Annotated in this window: 23 protein-coding genes; 20 read left to right on the forward strand and 3 right to left on the reverse strand. The window is 63.7% G+C overall.

The features are described from left to right. The first annotated feature begins 4 nt into the window (after positions 1 to 4). From ACE10Z_RS22790 to ACE10Z_RS22825, 8 genes are all read left to right on the forward strand, one after another. Positions 5 to 1,231, forward strand: a complete 1,227-nt coding sequence (locus ACE10Z_RS22790) for a sialidase family protein (RefSeq protein ID WP_375782762.1) — start codon at positions 5 to 7, stop codon at positions 1,229 to 1,231. Continuing rightward, positions 1,228 to 1,722, forward strand: a complete 495-nt coding sequence (locus ACE10Z_RS22795; RefSeq protein ID WP_375782763.1) for a TlpA family protein disulfide reductase — start codon at positions 1,228 to 1,230, stop codon at positions 1,720 to 1,722. Before ACE10Z_RS22790 ends, ACE10Z_RS22795 begins: the two co-directional genes overlap by 4 nt. 32 nt (positions 1,723 to 1,754) lie before the next feature. Further along, positions 1,755 to 2,279, forward strand: a complete 525-nt coding sequence (locus ACE10Z_RS22800; protein WP_375782764.1) for a copper chaperone PCu(A)C — start codon at positions 1,755 to 1,757, stop codon at positions 2,277 to 2,279. A gap of 7 nt (positions 2,280 to 2,286) precedes the next feature. Then, the gene (locus ACE10Z_RS22805) at positions 2,287 to 2,814 is read left to right on the forward strand and encodes a YcnI family protein (protein WP_375782765.1); all 528 of its coding nucleotides are present in this window, start codon (positions 2,287 to 2,289) and stop codon (positions 2,812 to 2,814) included. Positions 2,815 to 2,817: 3 nt separating this feature from the next. Next, positions 2,818 to 4,395 (forward strand): copper resistance CopC/CopD family protein, encoded by a 1,578-nt coding sequence (locus ACE10Z_RS22810; RefSeq protein WP_375782766.1) that lies wholly within the window; start codon positions 2,818 to 2,820, stop codon positions 4,393 to 4,395. A gap of 164 nt (positions 4,396 to 4,559) precedes the next feature. Further along, the gene (gene proS, locus ACE10Z_RS22815; protein WP_375782767.1) at positions 4,560 to 5,879 is read left to right on the forward strand and encodes a proline--tRNA ligase; all 1,320 of its coding nucleotides are present in this window, start codon (positions 4,560 to 4,562) and stop codon (positions 5,877 to 5,879) included. Between the two features lie 72 nt (positions 5,880 to 5,951). Further along, positions 5,952 to 7,232 (forward strand): lipoprotein-releasing ABC transporter permease subunit, encoded by a 1,281-nt coding sequence (locus ACE10Z_RS22820; protein ID WP_375782768.1) that lies wholly within the window; start codon positions 5,952 to 5,954, stop codon positions 7,230 to 7,232. Positions 7,233 to 7,241: 9 nt separating this feature from the next. After that, positions 7,242 to 7,940 carry an ABC transporter ATP-binding protein gene (locus ACE10Z_RS22825; protein ID WP_375782769.1) on the forward strand — a complete coding sequence of 233 codons (699 nt, stop codon included), beginning with the start codon at positions 7,242 to 7,244 and terminating at the stop codon, positions 7,938 to 7,940. A 107-nt stretch (positions 7,941 to 8,047) separates the two neighbouring features. On the opposite strand, the gene ACE10Z_RS22830 is transcribed toward ACE10Z_RS22825, so the two are convergent. Together ACE10Z_RS22830 and ACE10Z_RS22835 are read right to left on the reverse strand one after the other, a co-directional pair. After that, positions 8,048 to 8,329, reverse strand: a complete 282-nt coding sequence (locus ACE10Z_RS22830; RefSeq protein ID WP_375782770.1) for a DUF3551 domain-containing protein — start codon at positions 8,327 to 8,329, stop codon at positions 8,048 to 8,050. 117 nt (positions 8,330 to 8,446) lie between these two features. Beyond that, positions 8,447 to 8,743, reverse strand: coding sequence for a DUF3551 domain-containing protein (locus tag ACE10Z_RS22835; RefSeq protein WP_375782771.1), 297 nt, complete (start codon positions 8,741 to 8,743; stop codon positions 8,447 to 8,449). Between the two features lie 295 nt (positions 8,744 to 9,038). Here ACE10Z_RS22835 and ACE10Z_RS22840 point away from each other — a divergent pair, with 295 nt between their 5' ends. Beyond that, positions 9,039 to 9,773 carry an outer membrane protein gene (locus ACE10Z_RS22840; RefSeq protein WP_375782772.1) on the forward strand — a complete coding sequence of 245 codons (735 nt, stop codon included), beginning with the start codon at positions 9,039 to 9,041 and terminating at the stop codon, positions 9,771 to 9,773. 648 nt (positions 9,774 to 10,421) lie between these two features. Here ACE10Z_RS22840 and ACE10Z_RS22845 read toward each other — a convergent pair. Next, a complete protein-coding gene (locus tag ACE10Z_RS22845) occupies positions 10,422 to 10,607 on the reverse strand; it encodes a hypothetical protein (RefSeq protein ID WP_375789903.1) in 186 nt (61 codons plus the stop codon). Between the two features lie 651 nt (positions 10,608 to 11,258). On the opposite strand from ACE10Z_RS22845, the gene dnaE reads away from it, so the two are divergent. From dnaE to bamA, 11 genes are all read left to right on the forward strand, one after another. Continuing rightward, positions 11,259 to 14,783 (forward strand): DNA polymerase III subunit alpha, encoded by a 3,525-nt coding sequence (dnaE, locus tag ACE10Z_RS22850; RefSeq protein ID WP_375782773.1) that lies wholly within the window; start codon positions 11,259 to 11,261, stop codon positions 14,781 to 14,783. Positions 14,784 to 14,893: 110 nt separating this feature from the next. Further along, complete coding sequence (locus ACE10Z_RS22855; protein WP_375782774.1) at positions 14,894 to 15,421, forward strand: DUF2846 domain-containing protein; 528 nt, start codon at positions 14,894 to 14,896, stop codon at positions 15,419 to 15,421. Between the two features lie 260 nt (positions 15,422 to 15,681). Beyond that, a complete protein-coding gene (locus ACE10Z_RS22860) occupies positions 15,682 to 16,674 on the forward strand; it encodes a 30S ribosomal protein S2 (protein WP_097673599.1) in 993 nt (330 codons plus the stop codon). 127 nt (positions 16,675 to 16,801) lie between these two features. Next, entirely contained in the window at positions 16,802 to 17,725 is a 924-nt protein-coding gene (gene tsf / locus ACE10Z_RS22865; RefSeq protein ID WP_375782775.1) for a translation elongation factor Ts, read from the forward strand. A gap of 69 nt (positions 17,726 to 17,794) precedes the next feature. Continuing rightward, positions 17,795 to 18,511 carry a UMP kinase gene (pyrH, locus tag ACE10Z_RS22870; protein ID WP_375782776.1) on the forward strand — a complete coding sequence of 239 codons (717 nt, stop codon included), beginning with the start codon at positions 17,795 to 17,797 and terminating at the stop codon, positions 18,509 to 18,511. A gap of 73 nt (positions 18,512 to 18,584) precedes the next feature. Beyond that, positions 18,585 to 19,148 (forward strand): ribosome recycling factor, encoded by a 564-nt coding sequence (gene frr, locus ACE10Z_RS22875; RefSeq protein WP_028334007.1) that lies wholly within the window; start codon positions 18,585 to 18,587, stop codon positions 19,146 to 19,148. Between the two features lie 21 nt (positions 19,149 to 19,169). Continuing rightward, a complete protein-coding gene (locus ACE10Z_RS22880) occupies positions 19,170 to 19,928 on the forward strand; it encodes an isoprenyl transferase (RefSeq protein WP_375782777.1) in 759 nt (252 codons plus the stop codon). Then, the gene (locus ACE10Z_RS22885; RefSeq protein ID WP_375782778.1) at positions 19,925 to 20,794 is read left to right on the forward strand and encodes a phosphatidate cytidylyltransferase; all 870 of its coding nucleotides are present in this window, start codon (positions 19,925 to 19,927) and stop codon (positions 20,792 to 20,794) included. Before ACE10Z_RS22880 ends, ACE10Z_RS22885 begins: the two co-directional genes overlap by 4 nt. Positions 20,795 to 20,798: 4 nt before the next feature. Next, entirely contained in the window at positions 20,799 to 22,025 is a 1,227-nt protein-coding gene (gene dxr, locus ACE10Z_RS22890) for a 1-deoxy-D-xylulose-5-phosphate reductoisomerase (RefSeq protein WP_375782779.1), read from the forward strand. Between the two features lie 44 nt (positions 22,026 to 22,069). Beyond that, the gene (rseP, locus tag ACE10Z_RS22895) at positions 22,070 to 23,221 is read left to right on the forward strand and encodes an RIP metalloprotease RseP (RefSeq protein ID WP_298369500.1); all 1,152 of its coding nucleotides are present in this window, start codon (positions 22,070 to 22,072) and stop codon (positions 23,219 to 23,221) included. 177 nt (positions 23,222 to 23,398) lie between these two features. Then, a complete protein-coding gene (bamA, locus tag ACE10Z_RS22900; RefSeq protein ID WP_375782780.1) occupies positions 23,399 to 25,942 on the forward strand; it encodes an outer membrane protein assembly factor BamA in 2,544 nt (847 codons plus the stop codon). The last annotated feature ends 11 nt before the right edge of the window (positions 25,943 to 25,953 follow it).

Genomic DNA, 25,953 nt, shown 5'->3' on the forward strand with positions numbered 1-25,953 from the left:
ATCGATGACATACCGCAAACCTCCGACTCTGACGGTGCTGGCAACGGTCATGCTTGCGGTCTTGCCGAACCTTGCCATCGCTCAGATGAGCCATCAGCACGTCTCCGAAGCCGCTTGCGAAGAGACTGTGCTGCGCTGCGCGACCAAGGTCACGCCCGCCTTCGCGCCGGACGGGACGTTGTGGCTGGCCTGGATGGCCGGAGGTCAGATCTCCGTCGCGAGCTCGAAGGATGAGGGCAAGAGCTTTTCCGCGCCGGTGCAGGTGACCCGGGACCGGCTCAACCTGGATTGGGGGCCGGATGCGCGCCCGAAGCTTGCGATCGACGCCAAGGGAGGCATCGCGCTGGCTTTCTCGATCTTTCGCGATCAGGCTTTCAACGGGCAGGTGCTGACCACGCGGTCGACCGATGGCGGGCGCAGCTTTGATCCGCTGAAGCCGATCACCGCGAACAACGAGAGCCAACGGTTCGAGGCGATCGGCTTCGATCCAGGCGGAGCCGTGTTCGCGGTCTGGCTCGATAAACGCAACCGCGTGCCGGCGCAGCAGCGCGGCCAGAAATATGACGGCGCCGGATTGTTCTTTGCGACCTCGAAAGATGGTGGTGCGACCTATTCCGACGCGCAGCTCGTGGCCGACAACACCTGCGAGTGCTGCCGTCTCGCCCTGGCGTTCGATGGTGCCGGCCATCCGGTGGTCGTATTCCGGAATATCTTCGAAGGCGGCGTGCGCGACCATGCGATCGTGACATTCAACGATCTGGCTACGCCCGGCGAGTTGCATCGGGTGAGCCGCGACGACTGGCAGATCGCGGCATGTCCGCACCACGGTCCCAGCCTGACCATTTCGTCCGCAGGAACCTACCATGTGACTTGGTACACGAATGGCAAGGCGCGCAAGGGATTGTTCTATGCGCGGTCGCGCGACGGCGGCAAAACCTTCTCCGATCCGCTTCCGATCGGTCAGCTGAACCGCAGTCCGTCACGGCCGCAGATCATCGCAGGGCCGCAGGGGCTTGTGATGGCCTGGAAGGAGTTCGACGGGCAGAAGACATCGATCCATCTGATGACATCGCACGACGATGGAGCGACATGGTCGAAGCCCACTGACATCGCCGACACCGCCGATAGCTCCGACCATCCGCTGCTCGTCTCGGACAGCCGGCAGACTTACCTGTCGTGGATGACGAAGGCCGACGGCTACCATTTTCAAGCGATCGAGGGCGAACCATGAAACGTCATCTGTTCGCGGCCCTTTTCCTGCTCGCAACGCTGCCGTCCGCACTTGCGGCGGGCGATGGGCCAAAGCCATTCGAACGCGGCAGCTGGCAGAAGCTGCTACATGCGCACGCCGGCCATCCGACCCTGGTGCATTTCTGGGGCGTGACCTGCGGACCATGCAAGGTCGAGCTGCCACAGCTCGGCCAGTTCATGAAGGATCATCCCGATATCGACGTGGTCACGATCAGCGCGGATTTGGTTCCGAACCTTCCGGAGGCGACGCGATCGATGCTGGATCAGGCCGGGCTCGCTTCCGCCGAGAACTGGATTTTTGGCGACGGCTTTGCCGAGCGCTTGAGATTTGAGATCGATCCGGCGTGGCAAGGTGATATCCCGCGAACCATGCTGATTACTCGTGACGGAACGATCACAACGATCGAAGGATCGGCCGAAATCGCCGATCTGAACAAATGGTCTGAGGCCCAGACCGCAACGATCCGATAACACCCAACCTCAACCTGAAAGGAACTCGCCCAATGAAGATGCTCTCCCGCATCCTTGCTCTCGCCGCGCTGACTGCTGCACTCGCGTCGACGTCCGCTCGCGCCGAGGACGTCAAGGCCGGCGACCTCGTGATCACGCAGGCGTGGACGCGCGCCACGCCGAACGGCGCCAAGATCGGCGGCGGCTATTTGACGATCGAGAACAAGGGGACGACGCCCGATCGGCTCGTATCAGGATCCGGCGACGTCGCCGGCAAGATCGAAGTCCACGAGATGTCGATGGACAACGGTGTCATGAAGATGCGTGCGCTCGACAAGGGACTGACCATCGAGCCGGGCAAGACGGTGAAGCTTGCGCCCGGCGGCTATCACCTCATGATGTTCGACCTGAAGAACCCGCTGAAGCAGGGCGACAAGGTGCCGGTCACGCTGGAGTTCGAGAAGGCCGGCAAGGTCTCGGTCTCGCTGGATGTGCAGGCCGTTGGCGCGCAGGCGCCCGGTGGTGATCACTCCGGCCATGGCGACCATTCCGGTCACATGGACATGAAGAAGATGTGAGGGAGCCATGCGGTCACACACGCTCGTCATTGCCACGGCGGCGCTATTCGCAGCGTCGCCGGCGGTCGCCCATATCACGCTTGAGGGAAAGCAGGCGCCGGTCGGTTCGTACTACAAGGCTGTGTTCGCCGTGCCGCATGGCTGCGCGGGATCGGCGACGATCAAGATCCGCGTGCAGATCCCGGAAGGCGTGATCGGGGTCAAGCCGATGCCGAAGCCCGGCTGGGCTCTCGATACGGTCACCGGCAAATATGCCGCCCAGTACGACGATCACGGTGCCAAGCTCTCCGAGGGCGTGAGGGAAGTCGCCTGGAGCGGTGGCAAGCTCTCCGACCAGAACTATGACGAGTTCGTGATGCAGACGTTTCTCACCGATACGCTGAAGCCGAACACCACGTTGTATTTTCCCGTCGTGCAGGAATGTGAACAGGGCGTCAGCCGCTGGATCGATATCCCGGCCGAGGGGCAGGGTGGCGGGCACGAGCATAGCAGCAAGACGCCGGCGCCCGGCGTCAAGCTGCTGCCGAAGTCGTAAGCCGTGCGGGCGGTCGCTAGTCACGTTGTAGCGAGTCTGGTTGCGCTGCTGTTGGCGCTATCTCTTGCGACCTCGGCCCATGCACATGCCGTCTTGATCGCCGCTGAACCGGCGGATGGCAGCGTGGTGACGGAGGCACCGAAGACGGTGGTGCTCCGCTTCAACGAAGCGGTGGCGCCGACCGCGGTCAGCCTGCTGGACGCTGCGGGCACGCCGCGCGACGTCACGATCCGCGCCGTCGATCAATCCGTGATGGTGACCCTGCCGGCCGACTTGCCTCAGGGGACACAGGTGGTCAGCTACCGCGTGGTGTCGCAGGACGGCCATCCGGTCGCGGGTTCGCTCTTGTTCTCGATCGGCGTCGTCACCGGCTCGGCGGCGCCGGCCGGCGACGGCGTGCTCCATGTGCTGATCTGGCTGGCGCGGCTCGGGCTTTATCTCGGGCTGTTTGCCGGCGTCGGCGGCGTGTTCTTTGCTGCCTGGATCGGGCAGGGACCGGCCGGCGGACGGCTGATCATGTGGTCGCTGGCGATCGGCCTCGTCTGCGCGATCGGCTCGCTTGGCTTGCAGGGCGTCGACCTGCTGAACCTACCGATTACGGGCATCCTGACATGGGCGGCGTGGGCTAGCGCTGCCGGCACCAGCCTGTTTCCCGCACTGCTGCTCGCGATTGCCGCGATGTTGATCGCGGCGCTTGCCTGGCGCAGTCCATCGTTCAGCGTGGCCTGGATCAGCACCGCGATCGCGATGATCGGCGTCGGGCTGTCGCTTGCGGTCAGTGGCCATGCTGCTGCCGCCTCTCCGCAATGGCTGACGCGGACCGCGCTGTTCATCCATGGCATTGGCCTCGCCTTTTGGATGGGTGCGCTCGGGCCGCTGGCGGTGCTGGCCTGGCAGCGCAAGGATTCGCTGCTGCGGGTGCTCCGGCGCTTTTCGACGCTCGCGGTGCCGGTTGTTGCGTTGATCGCTCTGTCGGGCCTCGCACTTGCCGTCGTTCAGCTCGAAAGCTTTGGCGCACTGATCGACACCGGATACGGCAACATTCTCCTGCTGAAACTCGTGCTGGTGTCGCTGTTGCTCTCGCTCGCTGCGCTGAACCGGTTGGTGTTCACGCCGGCGATCGCGCTCGAATTTCACCGCACGCGGCCGCTGCAGCGATCGATCGCGCTCGAGTTCGTACTGATGATCGCGATCCTCGGCCTCGTCGCGCTGTGGCGCTTCACGCCGCCGCCGCGCGTGCTGGCGATGTCGGACGACGTTCCGCTCGCGGTCCACATCCACACCGATGCCGCGATGTTCCAGGTGCTGATTGCGCCGGGCAAGGTCGGGCAGAACGATTTCGTGCTGCAGCTGATGAACGGCGATGCCAGCCCGTTCGCGGCCAAGGAGGCGATGCTGACGCTGAGCCTGCCTGATCGCGGCATCGAGCCCTTGGAACGCAGCGCGGCGCTGGGCCCCGACGGCTATTGGCACGTGAAGAAGGTGCCGTTGCCGGTCCCGGGCCGCTGGCACATGCAGATCGACGCCCTCGTGACCGATTTCAAGAAAGTGACACTGGAAGACGATTTCGAGGTCAGGTAAACGCACGATCAGCGCGCCGGGCACGCCAGCGGGACGCATTTCGCTCAAATGGCGGAAAATCGCCTGATTTGAAGGGCTTTTGTCATTTGGCGGCCTTGTGTTTTCACAGCCGATCCGGTTTCACTGCTGCTCTTCCCACGCTTTCCTGATTCCCGAGTAACGCCATGCGATTGTCGCGGTTTTTCCTGCCCATCCTGAAAGAAAACCCGAAAGAGGCGGAGATCGTCTCGCATCGGCTGATGCTGCGCGCGGGCATGATGCGGCAGGAAGCGGCCGGCATCTATGCCTGGCTGCCGCTCGGCTTTCGGGTGCTGAAGAAGATCGAGCAGATCGTCCGCGAGGAGCAGGACCGCGCCGGTGCGCTCGAACTGCTGATGCCGACGCTGCAGCTTGCCGATCTCTGGCGTGAAAGCGGCCGCTACGACGCCTATGGCCCGGAGATGCTGCGCATCCTCGATCGTCACAAGCGCGAGCTGTTGTACGGACCGACCAATGAGGAAATGATCACCGAGATCTTCCGCTCGTACGTCAAGTCCTACAAGAACCTGCCGCTCAACCTCTACCACATCCAGTGGAAGTTCCGCGACGAGCAGCGTCCGCGTTTCGGCGTGATGCGCGGCCGCGAATTCCTGATGAAGGATGCCTATTCGTTCGATCTCGACGAGGCCGGCGCGCGGCGCTCCTACAACAAGATGTTCGTGGCCTATCTGCGCACCTTTGCGCGGATGGGCCTGAAGGCGATCCCGATGCGGGCCGAGACTGGTCCGATCGGCGGCGACCTCAGCCACGAGTTCATCGTGCTGGCGGAGACCGGAGAGTCCGGCGTCTACATCAACCGCGATGTGCTGGACCTGCCGGTACCTGGCGAGGACGTCGACTATGAGGGTGATCTGACGCCGATCATCAAGCAGTGGACCTCGGTCTATGCTGCGACCGAGGACGTTCACGAGGCTGCGCGCTTCGAGCAGGAAGTGCCCGAAGCAAAGCGGCTCAACACCCGCGGCATCGAGGTCGGCCAGATCTTCTATTTCGGCACCAAATATTCCGACACGATGAAAGCGATGGTGGCGGGGCCCGACGGCGTCGACGTGCCGATCCATGGCGGCTCCTATGGTGTCGGCGTGTCGCGTCTGGTCGGCGCCATCATCGAGGCCTGTCACGATGACGCCGGCATCAAATGGCCCGAGGCGGTCGCGCCGTTCCGCGCCGCGATCCTCAACCTCAAGCAGGGCGATGCCGCGGTCGACGGCGCCTGCGAGCAGCTCTATCGCGAGCTCTCGGCGAAGGGCGTCGACGTGCTCTACGACGACACCGATCAGCGCGCCGGCGCCAAGTTCGCCGCCGCCGATCTGATCGGCATCCCCTGGCAGATTCTCGTCGGACCCAAGGGGCTCGCGGAAGGCAAGGTCGAGGTGAAGCGCCGCAGCGACGGTTCACGCGAGAACATGAGCCCCGCGGACGTGGTCGCGAAGCTCGCGGGTTAAAGTTTATTCACGCCGTATCTATCGGCGGGGTAATCCGGCCACATTTGACCCGAATCATGGGATTATCGAGAGATGGATGAGACCATGAACGAGCCAGCCCGTACCCCGCCTTTTGCGCCGTTCGAATGGCTGCTGTCCGGACGCTATCTGCGCGCGCGCCGCAAGGAAGGGTTCATCTCGGTCATCGCCGGCTTTTCGTTCCTCGGCATCATGCTCGGCGTTGCCACGCTGATCGTGGTGATGGCCGTCATGAACGGCTTCCGCAAGGAACTGCTCGACAAGATCCTCGGCCTCAACGGCCACCTGCTGGTGCAGCCACTGGAATCGCCGCTGACCGACTGGAAGGACGTCGCCGACCGCATCAGCCAGGTGCAGGGCATCCGCCTCGCCGCGCCCGTCGTGGACGGGCAGGGGCTCGGATCATCGCCCTTCAACGCGGCCGGCGTCTTCATCCGCGGTATTCGCGCTGACGATCTCAACAACCTCACCTCGATCGCCAAGAACATCAAGCAGGGCACGCTCGAGGGCTTCGACGAGGGGCAGGGGGTTGCGATCGGCCGCCGGCTTGCCGACCAGCTCTCGCTGCATGCCGGCGACATGATCACGCTGGTTTCACCGAAGGGCGCAGTGACGCCGATGGGCACCACGCCGCGCATCAAGCCCTACAAGATCACGGCGGTGTTCGAGATCGGCATGTCGGAATACGATTCGACCTTCGTGTTCATGCCGCTGGCCGAGGCGCAGGCCTATTTCAACCGCAACAACGATGTGTCCTCGATCGAGGTGTTCACCACCAATCCGGACAAGATCGACACCTACCGCAAGCTGGTGACGGAGGCGGCCGGGCGACCGGTCTTCCTGGTCGACTGGCGGCAGCGCAATTCGACCTTCTTCAACGCACTGCAGGTCGAACGCAACGTGATGTTCCTGATCCTGACCATGATCGTGCTGGTCGCGGCACTTAACATCGTCTCCGGGTTGATCATGCTGGTGAAGGACAAGGGCCAGGATATCGCGATCCTGCGTACCATGGGCGCCTCGCAGGGATCGATCATGCGGATATTCCTGATCACCGGCGCCTCGATCGGCGTGGTCGGGACGCTGACCGGCTTTGCGGTCGGCATGTTGATCTGCCTGAACATCGAATCGATCAGGCAGTTCCTGTCATGGCTCACCAACACCGAGCTGTTCTCGCCGGAGCTGTATTTCCTTTCCAAGCTGCCGGCCGAGGTCGATTTCGGCGAGACGCTCGCCGTCGTGATCATGGCGCTGACGCTGTCCTTCCTTGCGACGCTCTACCCGTCGTGGCGCGCCGCGCGCCTCGATCCGGTCGAAGCGCTCCGGTACGAATAGGGAGCGCACATGGCAGAGGGGGCGGAAGACGTACCGGTTGTCTATCTTCATGATATCAAGCGGGAATACAGGCAGGGCGAAGCGACGCTGACGATCCTGAACGGTGCCAACCTGGCGCTGTGGCCCGGTCAATCGGTGGCGCTGGTGGCGCCGTCGGGGTCCGGCAAGTCGACCCTGCTGCACATCGCGGGCCTGCTGGAGAGTCCCGATGAGGGCGAGGTCTATGTCGCGGGCACGCCGACTTCGCAGATGTCCGACGTCGACCGCACGCAGATTCGCCGCTCCGATATCGGCTTCGTCTATCAGTCGCACCGGCTGCTGCCGGAGTTCTCGGCGCTCGAGAACGTCATGCTGCCGCAGATGATTCGTGGCCTGAAGCGTTCCGAAACCGTGAAACGCGCGACCGAGATCCTCGCCTATCTCGGGCTTGGTGACCGCATCACGCATCGTCCCGCCGAGCTCTCGGGCGGCGAACAGCAACGTGTGGCGATCGCGCGCGCGGTTGCGAACGCGCCGCGGGTGCTGTTTGCGGACGAGCCGACCGGCAATCTGGATCCGGGAACGGCCGATCACGTCTTCAACGCGCTGATGCAGCTCGTGAAGGCGACCCGGGTCGCGATGCTGATCGCGACCCACAATATGGATCTCGCCGCACGGATGGATCGCCGGGTGTCACTGTCGAACGGGCAGGTCGTCGAGCTCGAATAGCGCTTCGCGCGAACTGGGTCGCGGTTCGTGTGAAGAATGCGCGCTAAGCATATGAATTTAGGGGCTTTGCCGCTCCGGTTCAATCGGAATAGAAAGGGCTTGAGCCCTCAATAAGCGGGCCGAGGCCGTCTGCCAGACTGGCTCGGCCGACGATCGATCGGCGGCCCGGCATAATAGGGATTATTGATGCACATCGCGGAGAGGCCCGACGCTGAGGCGCGGCACTGCTCCAGCGACGTGTAGCCGCAGTCGGTATCTTCACCGCCCCATCGGTAGTTCGTCTTGCAGACCGGCGAGGTCGAATCGTATTTCTGGGCGTTGGCTGGCGTGCCTGCGATGGTACCCAGCGCTAGCAGCGCCGGAAACACTACGAGAATCAGGTTTCGCATCAGAAGCTCCAGTCAATCTGGCGCCAGCAACGCCCGCGCCGAACATCCGTGCGAATAGGCACCGGCGTGCCGGAGCGATCAACTCACATTCCCGCGGCGGCGACGCCGGGCCGGGCGTCAGTGAATGAAGAGGTCGAAGAAATTGCCCTCGCGGCGGTCCCGCGGGGAGACGTGCAGATAGGAGCGCGGGTCGTTGTCGCCGGCATAATAGGGGTTGGCGATGCAATTCTGTCCGATGCCGGAGGCGGTGGCGAGGCACGCCTCATAGGACGGATAGGAGCAGTTGCTCAGACCGGGATAGCGGTCGCCCTGGATGCAGAACGGGTAGCGTACGCCGACGGCATGGGAGGGCGCCGTGCCAACGCTAGCGAGCGCGACCACAGACGCCGCAGCAGCAAGAATCATCGTCCGCATGTGCATTCCTTATCGCTGCGAAGATTCGATCTCGGCGACGATCCAAATCGGACAAGCCGGTTCCGGTCAACACGATCTTACTGGCCAGCTGCGCACGGAGTTTTGAATTGTGAAAATTGTGCGGCAGCTATGTGGCAAAAGTTCCAAGAAGTGCCTGTAACGCAGTATTAACTTCAAATTTGAGCGAAGTCGTTTGGGCCTGCCTGTTGCAGCGAAGTTACAGCAATTCCGACGAGGGCTGCTATGACGGTGTCTCGCGGCCTTGGGGGCCTGTACAAAAAGTTGGAACGGGAAAATGAAAAAGATTTTGCTTGTCACCGCCAGCCTGCTCGCGCTCAGCGCGACCGCTGCCTCTGCGGCTGACCTCGCGGCTCGCCCTTACACCAAGGCTCCGCCGCCCATGGTTGCCGCTGTGTATGATTGGACCGGCTTCTACATCGGTATCAACGGTGGTTGGGGCCAGAGCCACGACAACCGTTCGGTCGACGGCATCGGCCAGGCCGGCAGCTTCGATGCCAACGGCGGCACCGTCGGTGGCCAGGTCGGCTACCGCTGGCAGGCCGGCGGCTGGGTGTTCGGTCTGGAAGCTCAGGGCAACTGGGCTGACTTCTCCGGCAGCACCGGCAACCTGCTCGTCCCGGGCGGCACCGTTCGCTCGAAGACCGATGCGTTCGGCCTGTTCACCGGTCAGATCGGCTACGCCTGGAACAACGTCCTGCTGTACGCCAAGGGCGGTGCTGCGGTCACCGATCGCAACTACCAGTTCCTGGCGCCCGGCGGCTTGCTGGCGTCCTCGACCGGCTACGACACCCGTTGGAGCCCGACGGTCGGCGTTGGCCTCGAATTCGCCTTCTCGCAGGGCTGGTCGCTCGGCGTCGAATACAACCACATCTTCGAAGACACGCACGGTGCGACCTTCGTGACCCCGGGTGGTATCGGTGTGACCGGCTTCCACACCGGTGGCGACACCGACATGGTCCTCGGCCGTCTGAACTACAAGTTCGGTGGCCCGATGATCGCGCGTTACTGATCGCTCGCTTAATCCAAGCGGCATCGAAAACCCCGGGCTTCGGCCCGGGGTTTTTTGTTGGCTTGGCGGATTAGCTATCGGCCTTGAAGGCAGCGCGGGCGTCGGTGCCTCCGGTTGGAGGAAGGGCTCATACCGCGCCCGCAAATGCAGGCCGGGAACTGTTGCCGGTGGGGGTGAGCGTTCTCTTCAGAACAGCACCCCAAGACCCTCGCGATTAAATATCAAGATCTCTTTCGAGATCGGTCCGCCGCCATTGCGTGGGTAGTGGGTCAGTCTAATTGTGGCAGTCGGCGGGGATGGAAAATAACCGGCTCTGGGAGCATATTTGCTCCTATGGGACACTGGCTAAAGGCGGCCTTGGTCATTTTCGGCGTGTGCGCCGGATGGATGGTCATTGGTTACTTGGCCTTCGATGCTGATGACGATGATGTCGTCCAAATCACCATGGCGCACAAAAAACCGCACCATTGACCCCCCAAACGGCCCACAGACCCCGACCAGCTCGCCAAACGGATCATTGATATCGCGACAGGCGAAAACGCCCGACTGCGATCCTACGCCAGAGGAAGGGGGCCTGTGAGAAGGGAGGCTGGTTGCTGGAGCCATCTAACCGGGACCCGATGCGCCGAGCCAGGTTCGCCGTGGGTCTTATGGCGGTGGAGGAGCGGCTATTGGTGACGATGGCCATCTAGCCAACTTTTCCGCTGCATCCACGATCTGTGCTTGAGACTGGATTTTCAATTTCCTGAGTAAGCGAAGACGCTGGACGGCCACCTGGGCTTCTGTCCCGCCGATCTGAGCGGCAATCTCCGCGTCACGCCGCCCAAGAGCCATACGCCTCAGGAGCTTCTTTTCACGTGGGCTTAGTATTGGCTCAGTCACGACGCGAACATAACAATTCCGATGATCGCGAGAGGGCTCAGCCCGAGCAGAACAATGCAAACGCTTCCAAATATGTCATTGCCCATGACAACTCCTGCGTTGGCGTGAGAGCCTATGTTCGATGGAACTGGGTGGACTAGTGCAATTTGTGCCCAGCAATCAGCCGAAATAAAAATCGGCTCCGGTCACCCCGCCGAATTAACCAAGGAAAATCTTTCGGGGTCAGTTTTCAAACTGACCCGCCACCCTTGCTTGACTCCAAGAACAAAAAAGGAACAATGTTCTGCATACGTTCCAGTCAGGGAGAGCGGCCATGTTGAAGATTTTCGTGCAGGAAGCTGCAGCGCTGGCATCGATCACGCTGTTCGTCGGAATGATCGCGGTTTGGGCCCAGCTGATCACCCAGTTCTGAAATGTGCCCAGGGGGACCAGGGGCATAGGTTGCTGCTGGGGAAAAGCAGGACGACCTGCCGCCACGCCGCGTTCGGCGTGGACTTGGCAGGGCCCAGGCTCCACGATGGAGCTGCGAGTCGGGTCTGATGCTTTCGAGTTCCGGCTTTGGCACTCGCTCCATCCCTGACTTCAAGAGACCCCCGAGCAGCCATGCCGAATGCCGGATTCGTTCATCTTCACGTCCATTCCGCCTATTCGCTGCTGAAGGGCTCGATCAAGATCGCCAAGCTCGGCGAACTCGCCAAGGCCGACCGTCAGCCGGCGCTGGCGCTCACCGACACCGACAACATGTTCGGGGCGCTGGAATTCTCCGACAAGATGGCCGGCTACGGCATCCAGCCGATCGTCGGCTGCGAGCTGGCGGTGGATTTCGGCGATGTCGACCCCAATACGCGGAGCATCCTTGCGACGACGGGGCCGACGCGGATCGTGCTGCTGGCGGCCCGCGAGCGCGGCTACCGCAGCCTGATGCGGCTGAATTCGCGGGCGTTCCTGGAGACGCCGGTCAACCAGACGCCGCACATCAAGCTCGATTGGCTCACCGACGACGCCGAGGATCTGATCGCGCTGACCGGAGGGCCCGACGGACCGATCGCGCTGGCGCTGCGCGCCGAGCAGGCCGCACTGGCCGCAACCCGCTGCGAACGCCTGGCGAGCCTGTTCGGCGATCGTCTCTACATTGAATTGCAACGCCACGGCATCGACAAGGAGCGCCGCACCGAGGGCGGCCTGATCGATCTCGCCTACAGCAAGGGCCTGCCGCTGGTTGCGACCAACGAACCGTATTTCGCCAGCAGTGACGACTATGAATCGCATGATGCGCTGCTGTGCATCGCCGGCGGCCACCTGATCGCCGAGACCAACCGCGAGCAACTGACCCCCGATCACCGCTTCAAGAGCCGCGCGGAAATGGCGGTGCTGTTCGCCGATATTCCGGAGGCGCTGGCCTCGACGGTGGAGATCGCCGAGCGCTGCTCGTTCCGTCCGAAGACCCGCAAGCCGATCCTGCCGTTCTTCACCGTCGGTGCCGCCGCCAGTGCCGATGCCGCCGCCGACGAAGCCGCCGAGCTGAAGCGCCAGGCCGAGGGGGGTCTCGCCAACCGCCTGCGGGTGCACGGTCTCTCGCCGGGTATGACCGAGGAGGACTACAGCAAGCGGCTTGCCTTCGAGCTCGACGTCATCACCCGCATGAAATATGCGGGCTACTTCCTGATCGTCTCGGACTTCATCAAATGGGCGAAGGCGCAGGGCATTCCGGTCGGACCGGGCCGCGGCTCCGGTGCCGGCTCGCTGGTCGCCTGGGTGCTCACCATCACCGACCTCGATCCGATGCGCTTCGCATTGCTGTTCGAGCGCTTCCTCAATCCCGAACGCGTCTCGATGCCGGACTTCGACATCGACTTCTGCCAGGACCGCCGCGGCGAGGTGATCCAGTACGTGCAGGAACGCTACGGCCGCGACCAGGTGGCGCAGATCATCACCTTCGGTACGCTGCAGGCGCGCGGCGTGCTGCGCGACGTCGGGCGCGTGCTGCAGATGCCGTACGGGCAGGTCGACAAGCTGACCAAGCTGGTGCCGCAAAATCCGGCGGCTCCCGTGACGCTGGCGCAGGCGATCGAAGGCGAGCCCAAGCTGCAGGCGTTCCGCGACGAGGATCCGGTGGTGGCGCGAGCGTTCGACATCGCGCAGCGCCTCGAGGGCCTGACCCGCCACGCCTCGACCCACGCCGCCGGCATCGTGATCGGCGACCGGCCGCTGAGCGAGCTGGTGCCGATGTACCGCGATCCGAAATCCGACATGCCGGTCACCCAGTTCAACATGAAATGGGTCGAGCCGGCGGGCCTCGTGAAGTTCGACTTCCTCGGCCTCAAGACGCTGACGGTGCTCGATGTCGCGGTCAAGCTGCTCAAGCAGCGCGATGTGCACGTCGACCTCGCGACGCTGCCGATCGATGATGCGCCGAGTTACCAGATGCTGGCGAGGGGCGACGTCGTCGGCGTGTTCCAGGTGGAAAGCCAGGGCATGCGGCGCGCGCTGATCGACATGCGGCCGGACCGCTTCGAGGACATCATCGCGCTGGTGGCTCTGTATCGCCCGGGCCCGATGGCGAACATCCCGACCTATTGCGCACGCAAGCACGGCGATGAGGAGTCGGAATATCTGCATCCGATCCTGGAGCCGATCCTGAAGGAGACCTTCGGCGTCATCATCTACCAGGAACAGGTGATGCAGATCGCGCAGCAGATGGCGGGCTATTCGCTCGGCCAGGCCGACCTGCTGCGCCGCGCGATGGGCAAGAAGATCCGCGCCGAGATGGACAAGCAGCGCGACATCTTCGTCGCCGGCGCGATGCAGAACGGCGTTGGGAAGGGACAGGCGGAGACGATCTTCGAGCTGCTCGCCAAGTTCGCCGACTACGGCTTCAACAAGAGCCACGCGGCGGCTTATGCGCTGGTGTCGTACCACACCGCCTACATGAAGGCGCATTATCCGGTCGAGTTCCTGGCGGCGTCGATGACGCTCGAGCTCAACAACACCGACAAGCTCTCCGAATTCCGCTCCGAGGCGCAGCGGCTCGGCATCAAGGTCGAAGCGCCCAACATCAATCGCTCCGGCCCGACCTTCGAGGTCAGCGGCAACACGATCTACTACGCGCTCGCCGCGCTGAAGGGCGTCGGCATCCAGGCGGTGGAGCAGATCATCGAGGAGCGCAACAAGAAGGGCGCCTTCACCTCGCTGGCCGATTTCGCTGCAAGGGTGAGCCCGCGCGCCGTCAACAAGCGGATCATCGAAAGCCTTGCGGCGGCCGGTGCGTTCGACACGCTGGACCCGAACCGGGCCCGCGTTTTCGCCGGCGCCGATGCGATTCTCGCCGCCTGCCAGCGCAGCCATGAAGCGGCCACCTCGGGCCAGAACGACATGTTCGGCAGCGCTCCGGATGCGCCCAGCATCATGCTGCCGCAGGTCGAGCCATGGCTGCCCGCGGATCGGCTGCGGCGCGAGTACGACGCGATCGGATTCTTCCTGTCGGGTCATCCGCTCGACGACTATGCGACCGCGCTGAAGCGTCTGCGCGTGCAATCCTGGGCGGAATTCTCCCGTGCGGTGAAGACCGGCGCGACGGCGGGCAAGGTCGCGGCAACCGTGGTGTCGCGCATGGAGCGGCGGACCAAGACCGGCAACAAGATGGGCATCATGGGCCTGTCGGATCCGACCGGCCATTTCGAGGCGGTGTTGTTCTCCGAGGGCCTCGCGCAGTACCGCGATGTGCTGGAGCCGGGGGCGGCCGTGCTGTTGCAGCTCGGCGCCGAGCTGCAGGGCGAGGATGTGCGGGCGAGGGTGCTGCACGCCGAGCCGCTGGATCACGCCGCCGCGAAGACGCAAAAGGGCCTGCGGATATTCGTGCGCGACACCAAGCCGCTGGAGTCGATCGCGCGCCGGCTCAACATGCCGGACGCCGCGCCCGCCCCGGGTGGCGCCGCAAAGGCACCAGCCGTGAAGCCGGCCGCCGCACCGCCACCCGCGGCTGGCGCCGATGGCGACGTCTCGCTGGTGATGATGCTCGACCTCGAAACCGAGGTGGAGATGAAGCTGCCCGGCCGCTACAAGGTCTCGCCGCAGATCGCCGGTGCGATCAAGGCGGTCGCGGGCGTGGTCGACGTGCAGACGCTGTAGGCGACAATCCCGGCACCGCTGCGGAAAGCCAATGGCTTCGGCTTAAGCACTATTGCAACCACACCGTGCTTCTATCTATGGTCGCGCCTGCTGGGAATTTCGGGGGCGGGATGGTTGGACGTTACGCGGCCTTGCTGGCCGGTGTGTTGATGGTGTCGGGCTGCGTGAGCGATGGTGTCGGCACCGACTATGCGGCGATCCCGCAGAAGTTCGGGCCGCCGAAGCCGGGACATTCCCGCGTCGTCGTGCTGCAGGAGAAACGCAAGGGTCTGAGCATGGCGATCTGTGCTTGCGACGTGAAGCTCGATGGCGAGCCGATCGGCAAGGTCGCCATCGGCACCTATGCATTCGCCGATCGGCCAGCCGGCCGGCACCAGTTGGTCGCCGGCGAGGTGATGTTTCCCGGCGAGACCACGCACAATTTCACGACCGAGCCGGGTCGCACCTATTTCTTTCTGGTGAAATCGAGCGAGCGGCATGATGCCGTCACCGGCGTGACGATGGTGGGAGGTCTGGTCGGTGCGGTCGTTGCATCGGCCGCCACTTCGACCGCCGGCAATCCCGGGCCGGGCGATTTCGTTGCACTGGACGAGGCGACCGCGCGTACGACGCTGGCGGACCTGCAATTGGCGCAATAGGGGCGTCCGGCCGGGCTCCTGATGGGGGCTCTTGCCGCCACATCGGACCAGTTCTGGCCAAAACGGGCCAGTTCCGGGGCTCAAAGGGTCCGTTCAGCCGGCGTAACCGGCCGTATTTCCTTGCTTCTGGCGCAAATAGCGCTATATAGCGCGCCATCTCACACGGAAACATGGCTCTCAAAGGCCGTCCGGTGGCAACCGGGCCATTCAGGCTCGTTTGCTCACACGTTTCCGGAGGAACCAACCGGAGAATTAGATCTATGTCGCTGCCCGAATTCAACATGCGTCAGCTTTTGGAAGCTGGCGTTCACTTTGGCCACCAGGCCCACCGCTGGAACCCGAAGATGCAGGATTACATCTTCGGCGCCCGCAACAACATCCACATCATCGACCTCGCGCAGACCGTGCCGATGCTGCACCGTGCCCTGCAGGCGGTCAGCGATACCGTCGCTAAGGGCGGCCGTATCCTGTTCGTCGGCACCAAGCGCTCGGCCCAGGACGGCGTTGCCGATGCGGCCAAGCGTTCGGCCCAGTATTTCGTCAACTCGCGCTGGCTCGGCGGCACGCTGACCAACTGGAAGACGATCTCGGCCTCGATCAAGCGCCTGCGCCATCTCGACGACGTGCTCTCGTCGGGCGAAGCCAGCTCCTACACCAAGAAGGAGCGGCTGACGCTGCAGCGCGAGCGCGACAAGCTCGACCGCTCGCTCGGCGGCATCAAGGACATGGGCGGTCTTCCCGACATGATCTTCGTGATCGACACCAACAAGGAAGACATCGCGATCCAGGAAGCCCAGCGGCTCAACATCCCGGTCGCCGCGATCGTCGACACCAATTCGGACCCCAAGGGCATCACCTATGTGGTGCCGGGCAATGACGACGCCGGCCGCGCGATCTCGCTGTACTGCGATCTCGTGGCGCGCGCCGCCATCGACGGCATCTCGCGCGCCCAGGGCGATTCGGGGATCGATATCGGTGCGTCGGCTGCGCCCGTGCAGGAAGAGCTCCCGGCGGCTGCACCGTCCGGCTTCCAGGGCCTCGCCGGTCCGCGCGGCACCGCCGACAACCTCAAGAAGCTCACCGGCGTGTCCGGTACGATCGAGAAGAAGCTCAACGACCTCGGCATCTTCCACTACTGGCAGCTCGCCGAGCTCGACCACGACACCGCGCACAAGATCGGCGAAGAAGTCGGTCTGCCGAGCCGTGCCGACGCCTGGGTCGCCCAGGCCAAGACGCTCGCCGAAGCGGAATAAAGGTTACGCGGCGTGGCCGGGTCTCGCCCGGCCGCCGCTTCTATTCCACGAACAACGATTTCCCTGTCGCTGACAGCGGCGCCATCGGGCGCCGCGGTTTCTGTACAGGCAAGAAGGACATTGAACGATGGCAACGATCACAGCAGCGATGGTCAAGGATCTCCGCGAATCGACCGGCGCGGGCATGATGGATTGCAAGGCGGCGCTGACCGAGAACAACGGCGACATGCAGGCCGCGCAGGATTGGCTGCGCAAGAAGGGCCTGTCCAAGGCCGCGAAGAAGGCCGGCCGCGTGGCCGCCGAGGGCCTGATCGGCGCGCTGACCTCCGGCACCAAGGGCGTGCTGGTCGAGGTCAATTCCGAGACCGACTTCGTTGCGCGCAACGAGCAGTTCCAGGGCCTGGTCAAGATGATCGCCCAGGTCGCGCTGCATAACGGTGCCGATGTCGAGACGATCAAGGCAGCCAAGGTCGGCGACGTCACCGTCGAGACCGCGATCTCCGACGCGATCGCGACCATCGGCGAGAACATGACGCTGCGCCGCGCCGCTTCGCTCGAGGTGGGCAAGGGCGTGGTGTCGAGCTACGTCCACAACGCCGTCGTCGAAGGCGCCGGCAAGATCGGCGTGATCGTGGCGCTGGAGTCCACCGGCAAGACCGATGAACTCGCCGTGCTCGGCCGCCAGCTCGCCATGCACGTCGCGGCGGCAAAGCCGCTGGCGCTCGATCCGGCCGGGCTCGATCCGCAGACCGTCAAGCGCGAGAAGGACGTGCTGGCCGACAAGTACCGCCAGCAGGGCAAGCCGGAGAACGTCATCGAGAAGATCGTCGATTCCGGCCTGAAGACCTACTACAAGGAAGTCTGCCTGCTCGATCAGGCCTTTATCCACGACAGCGGCAAGTCCGTTGCCCAGGCGGTGAAGGAAGCTGAGGGTAAGGTCGGCGGGCCGATCAAAATCGCTGGCTTTGTGAACTATGCTCTCGGTGAGGGAATCGAGAAGCAGGAAAGCGACTTCGCCGCCGAAGTCGCGGCCGCCAGCGGCAAGAAGTAACCGCTGACACCAGGCGTCCGGCGCACGCGCCGGAGGCCGGCCTGCGCGGGATAGGAAAGCGATCGCATCATGGCTGAGCCGATCTATCGTCGCGTGGTGATCAAGCTGTCCGGCGAATATCTGGCCGGCTCCCACGGGGTCGGTATCGATCAACCGACAGTCGACCGCGTCGCCGACGACCTGATCGCGGCCCGCAAGCTCGGCATCGAGGTCGCGGTCGTGATCGGCGGCGGCAACATCGTCCGCGGCGTCGAGGTGTCCTCGCGCGGCGTGTCCCGGCCGACCGGCGACACCATGGGCATGCTTGCCACCATGATGAACTGCCTCGCGCTCGAGGCGGCGATCGAACGCAAGGGGACCCCGGCGCGGACCTTGTCGGCATTCGTGATGCCGGAGATTTCCGAGCTGTTCACCCGTAGTGCGACGCACAAATATCTCGCCGAGGGACGCATCGTCCTGCTCGGCGGTGGAACCGGCAACCCGTTCTTCACCACCGATACCACCGCCGTACTGCGCGCGGCCGAGATCGGCGCGCAGGCGGTGCTGAAAGCCACCAATGTCGACGGCGTCTACAGCGCCGATCCGAAGAAGGACCCCAAAGCCAAGCGCTTCGACCGCCTGACACATTCGCAGGCAATCGAGGGCGGCTACAAGGTCATGGACGCGACCGCTTTCGCACTTGCCCGCGAGACGTCGCTGCCTATCATCGTGTTCTCGATCGCGGAGCCCGGTTCGATCGGTGCGATTCTGCGCGGTACCGGACACGGCACGGTCGTCGCCGGCTGATTGCCGCGCCTCCGGGTCCAGACTTTGGACCCGAGGGCGTCGACAGCCGGTTTCTAGTAAAGGGAGAAGCGTCATGGCCGCAGCTGGTTTTGACATCAACGACGTGAAGCGCCGCATGCAGGGTGCCACACAATCGCTCAAGCACGAGCTCGGCGGTCTGCGTACCGGCCGCGCCGCGGCCTCCATGCTGGAGCCGGTCCAGGTCGAGGCTTACGGCTCGCATATGCCGCTCAACCAGGTTGCGACCATCAGCGTACCCGAGCCGCGCCTGCTCTCGGTGCAGGTCTGGGACAAGACGATGGTGAAGGCCGTGGAGAAGGCGATCGTCGACTCCAACCTCGGCCTTTCGCCGGCAACCGAAGGACAGGTGCTGCGCTTGCGGATTCCCGAGCTCAACGAGGAGCGCCGCAAGGAACTAGTCAAGGTCGCGCACAAATACGCGGAAGCGGCCAAGGTCGCGGTACGCCATGTGCGCCGCGACGGCCTCGACGTGATCAAGAAGCTCGAGAAGAATCACGAGATCTCGGAGGACGATCAGGAGCGCCTGTCGAACGAGGTGCAGAAGGCGACCGACGGCGTGATCGCCGAAGTCGATCAGCTGCTCGCCGCCAAGGAAAAGGAAATCCTGACGGTCTGAAGGCGCTACGGAAACGAGCCGATGTCAAACGCCGCCGCCCCAGCAACTGACGGTCCGGATCGCTCCGGCAGTCCGTTGCATGTGGCTGTTATCATGGACGGCAACGGGCGCTGGGCCGCTTCGCGCGGCCTGCCGCGCGTCGAGGGCCATCGCCGCGGCGTCGAGGCGCTGCGCCGCGTGGTGCGTGCGGCCCATGAACTCGGCATCGTCTATCTCACGATCTTTTCGTTCAGCTCGGAAAACTGGTCGCGGCCCGCCAGCGAGATCGGCGATCTGTTCGGCCTGCTGCGCCGCTTCATCCGCAACGATCTGGCGACGCTGCATCGTGATGGCGTGCGGGTGCGCGTGATCGGCGAGCGCGCCGGGCTCGACCCCGACATCTGCGCGCTGCTCAACGAGGCCGAGGAGCTGACGCGGAATAACGTCAAGCTCAACCTCGTGGTCGCCTTCAATTACGGCTCGCGGGCGGAGATCGCTGCCGCCGCGCGGCGCCTTGCGCGCGAGGTCGCCGAAGGCAGGCGCGACGCCAACTCCATCGATGCCGATACGCTCGGGCAATATCTCGATGCGCCCGATATTCCGGACCCTGATCTCATCATCCGCACCAGCGGCGAACAGCGTCTGTCGAACTTCCTGATGTGGCAGGCTGCCTATAGCGAGCTCGTGTTCGTGCCGATTCACTGGCCGGATTTCGACAAGGCGGCGCTCGAAGGCGCGATTGCGGAATACGGCAAGCGTGAGCGCCGGTTCGGCGGCCTCGCCGCGAAAACCGGCTCGTGAGCGAGCGCGAAGCCGCACCGGCGGCAGCAAGCGAGCAACCGCCGGCGGCAAGCGAGCAGGGGTCGCGCAACCTCGCGATGCGCGTTGTTGCGGCGCTGGTGCTGGCGCCGGTTGCGATTGCGCTGGCCTATCTGGGCGGCATCGCATGGTCGCTGCTGGTGACGCTGGTTGCGGTCGGATTGTTCGTGGAATGGCTGATGGTCACCGGGCTCGGACGCGAGTTCCGCGTCATGGTGCCTGGTGTTGTCGCGCTGTTGCTCACCGGACTTTGCCTGATGGCTGGCCGCATCGATGCGGTGCTGGTCGTCCTTGCCGTCGGTGCGGTTGTCGTGGCGTTGACTTCGGGCGTGCGGCGCAACTGGGCAATCGCGGGATTGCTCTATGCTGCGGCCGCCGAGATCGCATCGGTGCTGCTGCGGCTCGATCCGGCGAAGGGCTTTGCCGCGCTGATGTTCGTGTTGCTGATCGTGTGGGTCACCGATATCGGCGGCTATTTCGCGGGTCGCAGCATCGGTGGGCCGAAGCTTTGGGTGCGTGTCAGCCCGAAGAAGACATGGGCTGGCGCGGCCGGCGGTTTCGTCGCGAGCCTGCTGGTTGCGGCCTGCTTTGCCGCCTTCGAGATCGGCACGACCGGGCCGCTGCTGATGCTCGGAGCCGTGTTGTCGGTGGTCTCGCAACTTGGCGATCTCTTCGAATCCGCTGTGAAGCGGCGGTTCGGGGTGAAGGATTCGAGCCACATCATTCCCGGCCATGGCGGCCTGCTGGATCGCCTGGATGGATTTGTCGCGGCCGTCATTGTGGCGGCGATTTTCGGCTTTCTCCGTGGTGGCGCCGATGGCGTCGGACGCGGTCTTATGGTTTGGTGATGAGATGAGCGCAGTTCCGTTGCGTAACAACAAGGCCGCGGCGGCATCCGCCGCGCGGTCCGTGTCCGTCCTCGGTGCCACCGGCTCGATCGGCGACAGCACGATGGATCTGCTGCGTGGCGCGCGCGACCGTTACCGGGTCGAGGCGCTGACCGCGAACAGCAATGTCGAGGGACTGGCCAAGCTCGCCAAGGAGTTCGACGCGCGGTTCGCCGCCATTGCTGATCCGGCGCGGCTTTCCGAGTTGAAGGACGCGCTGGCCGGAACCCGGATCGAATGCGGGGCCGGGGAGAGCGCCATCATCGAAGCGGCCGCGCGGCCGGCGGATTGGGTGATGGCGGCGGTCAGCGGCGCTGCCGGATTGAAGCCGGCACTTGCCGCGGTCGATCGCGGCGCAACCGTCGCGCTCGCCAATAAGGAGTGCCTGGTCTGCGCCGGTGACATCTTCATGGAGCGCGCCAAGAAGGCCGGCGCCTGCATCCTGCCGGCGGACTCCGAGCACAATGCGCTGTTCCAGGCACTGGCGTCCGGCAATCGCGAGGAACTGACGCGGGTGATCATCACGGCGTCCGGCGGGCCGTTCCGCACCTGGGCTCCCGCCGACATCGAGCAGGCGACGCTGGAACAGGCGCTGAAGCATCCCAACTGGAGCATGGGGCAGAAGATCACGATCGATTCCGCCTCGATGATGAACAAGGGCCTCGAGGTGATCGAGGCGTCCTACCTGTTCGCCCTTTCGCCCGACGAGATCGACGTGCTGGTGCACCCGCAGTCGATCATCCACGGCATGGTCGAGTTCTCCGATCGCTCCGTGATGGCCCAGCTCGGCACGCCCGACATGCGGATCCCGATCGCGCATTGCCTCGGTTGGCCGGACCGGATCGTCGGCCCGTCAGCCAAGCTCGATCTCGCCAAGATCGGACAGCTCACCTTCGAGGTGCCCGACTTCCAGCGTTTCCCGGGGCTGCGGCTCGCTTACGAGGCGCTGCGGCTCGGGCGTGGCGCGACGACGGTCTACAACGCCGCGAACGAGATCGCGGTCGCGGCGTTTATCGCCGGCAAGATCAAGTTCGGTGCGATCGCCCGGTTGGTCGAGGCGACGATGAACGATTGGATCAGGTCGGGAAATCAGCCGCCACTCAACTCGGCGGATGATGCGATTTCCGTTGACCATATCGCGCGAAATAAAGCTGCCGCCCTATTGCCTCAAATTGCCTTAAAGGCAACCTAGAGGGTTGGGGACGGAGCCTATGGCTCTTGTCGAGGGGAATTCGAATGCCCGAGTATTTTCTTCATAGTATCAATGCGTTGAGTCATGGGCTCCTCGGTTATATCGTTCCCTTTCTCTTCGTCCTGACCATCGTTGTTTTCTTTCACGAGCTCGGCCATTTCCTGGTCGCGCGCTGGGCCGGCGTGAAGGTGCTGACATTCTCGCTGGGGTTTGGGCCGGAGCTTGCCGGCTTCAACGACCGGCATGGCACACGCTGGAAGATCTCCGCGATTCCGCTCGGCGGTTATGTCAAGTTCTTCGGGGACGACAGCGAGGCGTCGACGCCGTCGACGGAGGCGCTCGCCGCCATGACGGCGGAGGAGCGCGAAGGCAGCTTCCATCACAAGTCGGTCGGCAAGCGCACCGCGATCGTCGCGGCCGGTCCGGTGGCGAACTTCATTCTTGGTGCCCTGATTTTCGCGGGCATGGCGCTGTATTACGGCAAGCCCAGCACGATCGCCCGGGTCGATGGCCTGGTCGCCGAGAGCGTCGCTGCGAACGCGGGCTTCAAGGTCGGCGATGTCGTCGTCGATATCGACGGCAGCGCGATCCAGAGCTTCGCCGACATGCAGCGGATCGTAGCTTCGAATGCTGGTTCAGAGCTTGGTTTCAAAGTGAAGCGGGACGGTGCGATCGTTTCGCTGAAGGCTGCGCCGGCGTTGAAGGAGGTCAAGGACCCCTTCGGCAATGCCCATCGAATCGGCGTGCTCGGAATTGAACACAAGGCTCAGGTCGGCGAAGCTTCCAGCGCTCCGGTCGGCGTCTTTGAAGCCATGAAGATCGGTGTCGAGCAGGTTTGGTACATTATTTCGAGCACGTTCAAGTTCCTGGGGTCGCTGTTCGTCGGGACCGGCAATCCGGCGGAGGTGAGCGGGGTCATTGGAATCGCGAAGCTGTCGGGTCAGGCCGCGAGCGCCGGGTTCCAGTTCGTTGTCAATCTTTGCGCCATCCTCTCGGTCTCGATCGGGCTGTTGAACCTGTTCCCGATTCCGCTTTTGGATGGTGGACACCTCCTGTTCTACAGCGCGGAGGCGCTTCGTGGACGCCCGCTTTCAGAGCGGACGCAGGAGGTGGGTTTCCGAATCGGGCTGGGTTTGGTTCTGATGCTGATGGTGTTTGCGACATATAACGACATCCTCAGAATCGCTGGGTCCTGAAACGGGGCTTTTCTGTGGCGTTGCCAATGGGCAACGTCTTGGAATGAAAATGGAAATGTTCAGCTGTAGTAAGTTTGCCCCCTTGGCAAATTTAGCTACAAGCTGAGCGGCAGGTTGGGAATCTGTCGGGTCGTTGGGGAACGGTCCGGCATCGAGAAAGATAAGGGCGCGTTGCGCATGATGTTTGGAATGCGAGTGAGGGGGGGGCTGTTCGCCGCCTTGGTCATGTTCGCCGCGCCGGTGGCGGCCACCTTGGCGGCCGTTGCTGTCTCTGCGCCTGCGCACGCGCAGGCTGTCGATTCGATTACGGTGGAGGGGAACCGTCGCGTCGAGCTCGAAACCATCCGCTCCTATTTCCATCCCGGACCGGGCGGTCGGCTGGGCCAGGCCCAGATCGATGACGGCCTGAAAGCGCTGATCGAGACGGGCCTGTTCCAGGACGTCCATATCGATCAGCGGGGCGGGCGCCTGGTCGTGGTCGTGGTCGAAAACCCGGTGATTGGCCGCGTTGCCTTCGAAGGCAACAAGAAGGTCAAGGACGAGCAACTCACCGCCGAAGTCCAGTCCAAGCCGCGCGGCACCTTCTCGCGCCCGATGGTGCAGTCGGATGCCCTGCGCATCGCCGAAATCTACCGCCGTTCCGGCCGCTACGACGTGCGGGTCAATCCGCAGATCATCGAGCAGCCGAACAACCGCGTCGACCTGATCTTCGAGGTCAATGAAGGCGTGAAGACCGGTGTCCGGTCGATCGAGTTCCTGGGCAACAATGCCTATTCGGCATCCCGCCTGCGCGACGTCATCAAGACCCGCGAATCGAACCTCTTGAGCTTCCTCGGCGGCAACGACGTCTACGACCCGGACCGGGTCGAGGCCGACCGTGACCTGCTGCGCCGCTTCTACCTCAAGAACGGCTATGCTGACGTTCAGGTCGTGGCCGCATTGACCGAATACGATCCCGACAAGAAGGGCTTCCTGGTTACCTTCAAGATCGAAGAGGGCCAGCAGTACCGCGTCGCGGCCGTCAACTATACGTCGTCGATCGCAACGCTCGATCCGAACGCGCTGCGCTCGTTCTCGCGCGTCAATATCGGCTCGCTCTACAACGCCGAGGCGCTGGAGAAGTCGGTCGAGGAGATGCAGATCGAGGCGTCGCGCCGAGGCTACGCCTTCGCGGTGGTCCGGCCGCGCGGCGATCGCAATTTCGACAATCACACGGTGTCGATCACCTTCGCGATCGATGAAGGTCCGCGCACCTATATCGAGCGCATCAACATCCGCGGCAACAGCCGCACGCGCGACTACGTGATCCGCCGCGAGTTCGATATCTCGGAAGGCGACGCCTACAACCGTGCGCTGGTCGACCGTGCCGAGCGCCGGCTGAAGAACCTCGACTTCTTCAAGACCGTGAAGATCACCACCGAGCCCGGGTCCTCCAGCGATCGCGTCATCCTGATCGTCGATCTCGAGGAGAAGTCGACCGGCGACTTCTCGGTGTCTGGCGGCTATTCGACCACCGATGGCGCGCTGGCTGAAGTCAGCGTCTCCGAGCGCAACCTGCTCGGCCGCGGCCTGTTCGCGAAGGCGTCGGTGACCTATGGCCAGTATGCCCGCGGCTACTCGCTGTCGTTCGTCGAGCCCTATCTGCTCGACTACCGCGTCGCGCTCGGCCTCGACTTCTACCAGCGCCAGCAGCTGTCCAACAGCTACATCGCCTACGGCACCAAGACGCTCGGCTTCAGCCCGCGGCTCGGCTTCAGCCTGCGGGAAGATTTGTCGCTACAGCTGCGCTACTCGATCTATCAGCAGGAAATCACGCTGCCGTCGACGCTCGACAACTGTAACAACAATCCCTTCCTGGCTGACGGTGTAACGCCCAATCCTGCGTTCAATCCGAGCCCGGCCTATGCGAACCTGAACGGGATCAGCCTGGTGTCGACCAACGGTCTCGGCTGCTACAGCGATGGCGAAGCCTCGCTGCCGGTCCGCAAGGAGCTGGCGGGCGGCAAGACCCTGACCTCGGCGCTGGGCTACACGCTCAACTACAACACGCTCGACAACAACAAGAACCCGACCGACGGTCTGATCATCGACTTCAAGCAGGACTTCGCCGGCGTCGGCGGCGACGTCAGCTACATCAAGAGCGCGATCGACGCGAAGTACTACACCCCGCTGGTTTCGGACATCGTCGGCCTGATCCACGCCCAGGGCGGCATCCTGAACAAGCTCGGCAGCCAGGATCTGCGTATGCTGGATCACTTCCAGATGGGCCCGAACCTGGTCCGCGGCTTCGCGCCGAACGGCATCGGTCCGCGTGACATCAATCCGTACGGCACCATGGACGCCATCGGCGGCACCAAGTACTGGGGCGTGTCGGCGGAACTGCAGATGCCGTTCTGGTTCCTGCCGAAGGAAGTCGGACTCAAGGGCGCGGTCTATGCCGATGCCGGCGGCCTGTACGACTATAAGGGACCGACGTCGTGGGCGGCGACGGGCGAAGTCAACGTGCCCGGCTGTGTCAGGCCGACCAACAACCCGGCGTCTCCGGGCACCTGCCTTGGTCTGAGCTATGACGACAGCAAGGTTGTCCGTACCTCGGTCGGTGTCGGCCTGATCTGGCAGTCGCCGTTTGGTCCGCTGCGCTTCGATTACGCCGTGCCGCTGACCAAGGGTGCGTATGACCGCGTGCAAGAATTCCGGTTTGGCGGCGGTACGACTTTCTAAAACCGCTGCTC

This window comes from Bradyrhizobium sp. Pha-3 (assembly GCF_042258615.1).
Classification (GTDB): domain Bacteria; phylum Pseudomonadota; class Alphaproteobacteria; order Rhizobiales; family Xanthobacteraceae; genus Bradyrhizobium.